This is a genomic window from Nostoc sp. CHAB 5715 (assembly GCF_020829685.1).
GTDB lineage: Bacteria > Cyanobacteriota > Cyanobacteriia > Cyanobacteriales > Nostocaceae > Nostoc.
The window spans coordinates 1-6,050 of record NZ_JAIVFR010000430.1; the positions used below are offsets into that span (position 1 = coordinate 1).

3 protein-coding genes are annotated in these 6,050 nt (G+C 40.4%); all 3 read right to left on the reverse strand.

Annotation, left to right across the window (positions count from 1 at the left end):
- Nucleotides 1-12: 12 nt before the first annotated feature.
- The 3 genes from scyC to scyA all read right to left on the reverse strand — a co-directional run bounded on the left by scyC (nucleotide 13) and on the right by scyA (nucleotide 4,259).
- Entirely contained in the window at nucleotides 13-984 is a 972-nt protein-coding gene (scyC, locus tag LC574_RS22230) for a scytonemin biosynthesis cyclase/decarboxylase ScyC (RefSeq protein ID WP_229455670.1), read from the reverse strand.
- 25 nt (nucleotides 985-1,009) lie between these two features.
- Entirely contained in the window at nucleotides 1,010-2,071 is a 1,062-nt protein-coding gene (gene scyB, locus LC574_RS22235; protein ID WP_229455673.1) for a tryptophan dehydrogenase ScyB, read from the reverse strand.
- A 304-nt stretch (nucleotides 2,072-2,375) separates the two neighbouring features.
- Entirely contained in the window at nucleotides 2,376-4,259 is a 1,884-nt protein-coding gene (scyA, locus tag LC574_RS22240) for a scytonemin biosynthesis protein ScyA (protein WP_229455677.1), read from the reverse strand.
- Nucleotides 4,260-6,050: the final 1,791 nt, after the last annotated feature.

Here is a 6,050-nt window from a genome sequence, read left to right on the forward strand (position 1 = left end):
AATGACCAATGACTAATGACCAATGACTAATGACTCTTGAGTTTTTGGTAGATAGCTCATTCCCCGATCAAATGATTTGAGGTTGCCAGCTTTGGCTTCTAGTAAACGTTTGATGTTCATGCTCTCAGCGCCAAAGTCTTCAATTTGAAGTTTGCCGTGGGTGACAGTTCCATCTGTTTTCCAGAATGTGATTCGATGCAGGATAAAACCTGAAGCTTCGGGATCAGCGAATGCATAAGCGGTTGGGATGAGTAACGCTACAGAACGCTGATAATATTCGTAGTCCGGATAAAAGTGTTCTTGTTCAACCAAGTAGTATTTGCTCAGACTATGAACCCGCACGGAAACTTTTACCTTCTGGTCATATTCATCTTTGAATTCACCTGAATCAGAAGTAATATCACCATTTGGTCGCAGTAGATGTGCCCACTCATCTATGTTTTTTAGGTCTTTTAAGTATTCAATGCCGATTTCAATTGGGGCATCAACATAGATGGTGTCTGTATCGATAAAATGGCTTCCTTTAGCTGCTGAGGTCAGACCAGCTTTGCGTTCCAAATTACCTTTGAGAGAACGACACTCGGAAGTGTGTACCGTGTGAATTCCCTGCATAATCATCTGAGTTTGCCGTTTTGGATCGACAAAGCTCAACCAATGGAAGTATACACCATTTTCATCTGTTCCCGGCTCAATATAATCTGTAGGAAACAGCAAAACTGGGTAAACCTGAAAATATTTCTGATACTCTAAGCCGCAGTGCCACTCAATACCATAGAAAAGCGGATTTTCTAATTTTTTAACATGATAATAGAGGTTTTTGTGATAACCAGACGCAGTGCCCAGCCAGGTATCTTCGTCAATTTGCTCTTTCATCCGGCTATAAAGCGTCCATTCGTCTAAGTTTTTTAAACTACAAAGATACTCAAAGGCGCTCTCTGGTGAAGTAGCAATGTAAGCTGATGTTGCAAATGTATTTTTTTCCACTTTTAACTCCTTAAGATAATAACAATTAAGCTGCGATCGCTTTAGTCCTGTTTCGTTTACCGCTCTGAATTCGGTCTTCTGCTAATCGTTTGGCAGCGTCGTTGGTAGTAATTCCCTGCTGTTTAGAAATATTAAAAATTGCTAGTAGGGTGTCATAAATGTTATGCACTTGCTTAAAAGCTTTTTCTTCGTCATAGCCAATCATTTCGTTGTAAACGTTGATTAGCCCTCCAGCATTAATTACATAATCAGGGCTGTAAATAATCCCTTTTTTGGCAAGCATTTGACTATGCAGTTGCTCATTTTCCAACTGATTATTAGCTGCACCAGCAATAATAGAAGCTTTTAAGAAAGGAATTGTATGACTATTAAGAATTCCTCCTAAAGCGCAAGGAGCAAAGATATCTACATCAAGAGCGTAAATCTCGGCGGGTTCGACAATAGTCGCGCCAAAAAGCCGTTTTGCTTCTTCTGCTTTTACTGGATCTACATCGCTAACAAAAAGCTTGACATCATGTTCATGTAAGTGGCGGCAGAGGTTTTTACCTACATTTCCTAAACCTTGAACTGCAACTTTCATGCCATCAAGTCTTTTGCTTTGCCAACGAGACTCTACAGCAGCTTTAATTCCGAGAAAAACTCCTAGTGATGTGATGGGAGCAGGCCCGCCAGACTTTTCTGATACCCCAACAACATGTTTAGTTTCTTGACTGATTGTCCGCACATCGCCAGGGGTAATATTAACATCTTGTCCAGTAATAAAACGCCCATTTAGACTATCAACAAAACGTCCGTAAGCTCTTAACAGATCATCTGTTTTATTATCAGGATTAGCGATAATGACTGCTTTTCCACCACCAGCCGGGATGTTGGCACAGGCGGCTTTATATGTCATCCCACGACTCAGACGAAGGGCATCTTTTAAAGCAGCTTCTTCGTTGACATAAGGTAAGAGTCTTGTAGCTCCCATCGCTGGGCCTAAAGTTGTGTCATGGATAGCAATAATTGCTTTAATTTCGGGATTTTTACCATGACAAAAGAGAACTTGTTCGTGACCCATTTCTCTAACAGTTTCAAATAGCAGCATTTTCACCTCTCGATATTGTTTGGTATTGGTTAGAGAAAGTAATTTGCATTACAAAATGTAAAGATATAGACAGAAAAACTCTCTCGAATATTAAGATAGGATGAAGGAACAAAGATTAATGTTCTAAAAATCAAAAATTCCAGTTAATTGGTTGTAGTTTTTTGGCTGGAATAAAGTTTTTACCACTTTTAAACTCATCCTTTATCCTTCGCTGAATGGACGAATCCAAACTGGATTGTAAAGTCTGGCTTGTTGAGATGTTTTACTGTCTATAACAATTGCAGGAAATTGTCAGGTTTAAAAGTTAAACCATTGGAAATGAAACTTGCTTGGTTGGATTTTTAGCTGAACTTGATTTGACTCCTTGTGCTGCTAAACTTTTATTACGTCCACCAGAGGGTGCTGGTCGATCAGCGTCAATCACTACATCGATCAGAAAGGGAACATTTGATGCGATCGCTTGTTGTAATGCTGCTTCAATATCCGACTCTCTGACGACTACGATCGCTTCTGCTCCCATACCACGAGCAATCATGGCAAAGTTTGTCGGTGGAAGTGTTGCATCTGCGCCCTTTAATCCCAAGATTTTCATCCCTTGATGGCACATGTTGTAACGCGCATCGTTGAGTACAATCCAGATTGCGGGAATTTTGTATTTTACGGCTGTGCTGATTTCGTTATTCATCAGCATTGCTCCATCGCCAACAATCCCTACAGCTTTGCTATTGTTCGCCAGGGCTGCACCCAATACTCCGGTGACGGCGTGACCCATTGCGCCGACTCCGGTGCTGACTCGGTAACGATTGGCTTCGGAAAATTGCAGTAGATGAGTTGACCAAGTAAAGGAGTTACCACACTCCGCCATTACTACCGCATCGGTATCTTCAACAATTATCTTTTGAATTGCTGCCATCAATACTTCTGGCCGCACTGGATAATCTACGTCTGGTGCAGGTTCAATTGCTTTGCGTTCTGGGCGAGGTAGCGGCATTGTGGAATCAGGAGCATCTGGTAATTGCTGCAACAACTCTTCCACAAAAGCTTTGATATCAGACCGAACTGGGAAAGTTTCAACGTGGGGATAGGCTACACCTGGCACTTCGGGATCAATATCTACATGGACAAAACCTCCTTTTGGAACTAGCGCCGAACTCCAGAAGGAAGTCGGTTCACCAAGGCGGGTTCCTAATACGAGTGTGCGTAGTGGAGGTTGCTGTTCCATATAAGTTAAGACGGAAGCATGACCGCCTAAACCTGTAACACCCACAAACTGGGGATGATCTTCGGGGAAGATACCTTTACCACGGGGTGAACACATAACGGCTGCTCCGGTTTTTTCAGCGAGTTCAAGGATTTCCTCTGCTGCGTCACGCGCACCGAAACCAACCCAAATGGCAAAGGGGCCAGACGATAATAACTCTACAGATTTAGCGATCGCTTCTTTTGAAGCAGTCATCCGAAACGGAGTAACATCGAGTTGAGGCAAGGATATATTCTCAACTAAACTTGTCTGCACTGCGGTGGGAATGCTCAAATGGGCGACAAATCCGCCTGGTTGCGCCATAGCCAAAGCAAGTTTGCGGAAAATCTGCGGTAGTTGAGCCGCAGATTCAATGGTGATTGCATAGTTGAATAACGCTCCTGGGGTAAAAATTCCTCCACTGGGCAATGTGTAAGTGCTGGTTTCTTGAATTGCCCAACGTCCACGCTGCGGTGCTGAGGTGCAAGCCGACAACAAAATTACCTTTGCACCTTCACCACGAGCCGCAAATAACCCGGTGAGGGCGTTAGTGATCCCCGGCCCTGCTGTAGTAAAAACTACAGTGGGGCGATTATTGGCAAAGTATGCTTCGGTCGCTGCAAAGGCTGCTCCTGATTCATGGCGAAAGTTCAACACCTCAATGGTGCTATTTGACAGCGCCCCCCAAAGGCTTGCCATCGCACCACCTGCGACACCAAAGGCGTAGCTTACTCCCAAATTTACCAACATCTGAGCGATCGCATCGGCAACTGAGAGCGTTGGGGGTGTTTCGTTGTTTAAAAAAGGCTCAATTCCCTTATTATTCTCCGATTCATCAATCTGGCGAGAAACGTCAGACACAGATTCTACATATCTGTTTGCTGGAAATTCCTTGTATGGCTCAGTGGTGATTAGAGGAGAGTTTGAACCAGTATAGTTTTGACTCATTAGTTTCACGCAATTACATAAAATTACACAAAGGCTTTCTCGTTTACAATCACAGGGATGGAAATATTTGATACAAACGACTCTGTTGCTTTTACAGCTATGACCTAGCTTGGTCGTTCGTAGAAACGGTTAATCGCTGCTGATTGATGCTTGTGATAGCACTACCAAAAATTTTTACCAAAAACATACAGCAATCAATACTGTACTTCTTGTGACCAGAATAGAGGAGATAAAGACTATTTTGCAATCAAAAATCCTTTGCTGAGGATGTCAAATTTTTCGCTTTTACTATGATCACTACAGTGCTTAAGTAGGTCGGCGGGGAAAAACTAAACCATATAAAGGTATATAAACCAGCAAATAAGCTTAATTCAAAGGCTTCTCATAAACTTTACAAAACTTCATATAGTTAAGTTTAATAACGCTGACTTAATTAATGAGCCGCTTGCAGAGGTGCTTATTTTGTGATATCTACTATAATCAAAACCTATTTGCAATGAAAAATCTTTTGATTAAACTGTCAATTCTTTCGGTTTTATCGTGATTGCGACATTTCCAACTTAGTCATTTTGAAAACTGCGATCGCTTGTAAGACATATCACCAAATTTACAATAGAAAATCTTTGGATTTGGTTGTCAATTCTTTTGCTTCTAGATCCCCCTTAACCTACGCCACTTTCTACAACTGGGACAACCTTAAAAGCCACCTTTTTAAGGGGTTTGGGGGATCTCTTGTGCGTAAATCCTAGTTTTCCACCCTCACCCCGAAGCAGTCAACAGTTCAGAAAAAGCTTGATTATTCACTATTGAACTCGCCGTTACAAATTATCCGCATTAAAGCATGAGCCTAACTACAGCAGTTTGGCAGCTTTTATATTGCCACCAAAAACTCATTGATTCAATTATTTGTAACGAGAAATACATAATTATTTAACTTTAGTTTTTCCTTAGAGAGATGCCTAAATACTAAGTAGGTGATTTTTTGATAGAATTCATTATTTTTGACGTATAATATAGCATAAATACCGTACATAATCAATATAAAAGTTTTAGATATAACAAAATAGCACAAAATACACGTAAAATAACCGTGATTTCCCTAATATAAATGTATTTCTGAAGACAGATGACTAAAGATATTATTTTGTAGTTAAATTCCTGAGAGAGTAAGTTAAGATAATTTAAGAAAATAAGTAGATGAGTAAAATTGTTCATTTAAGCCAAGCCCAGCACTGCAAATTCATTTATGTTGAGGATCAAACGACTCTACACCAGTAGTTCATCAAATCGCTTGGTTGGTGAACCTTAAACAATTCGCAATTCGCTTTTTCGCAGTTACGTTTTGTGTAAGCGTTGCGTTAGCGATAGCGCAGCGTTAGCGATAGCGCAGCGTTAGCGAGGAACGAGCGTCTGGGTATTTAGACCCCAATCGCATTACAAGCTTTGGCATTGGGGATGGGGTTTTAAACCCTAAAACACAAGCGATAAACCTAAATTGGCTCTGGTGCAGGTCTAGTTTAAATGTCAAATATTTATTTTTTCTACTTATAAATTAGGAGTTTTGAACTCTTGTCTAATAAAGTTTATTGGCTAATCTTGACTTGATTCGTCTATATTTTGTGTACCTATAAAAAGCTGCTTGGGACAGGAACAATAAATTTTAAATATTTAGTTTTTTTAGGAAGATTTAGTTTAATAATTCATTTTTTATTGGTATGATAAATTTTGTTAACAGGATTAGTAATATTTTTTAATTTACTAACTAATCTTATTTTTGAACTAGACCTGCAC

Bases quoted from the DNA above. Each gene is read 5' to 3' on its own strand.
- scyB (WP_229455673.1), bottom strand. From the start codon at position 2,071: ATGCTGCTATTTGAAACTGTTAGAGAAATGGGTCACGAACAAGTTCTC.
- scyA (WP_229455677.1), bottom strand. From the start codon at position 4,259: ATGAGTCAAAACTATACTGGTTCAAACTCTCCTCTAATCACCACTGAG.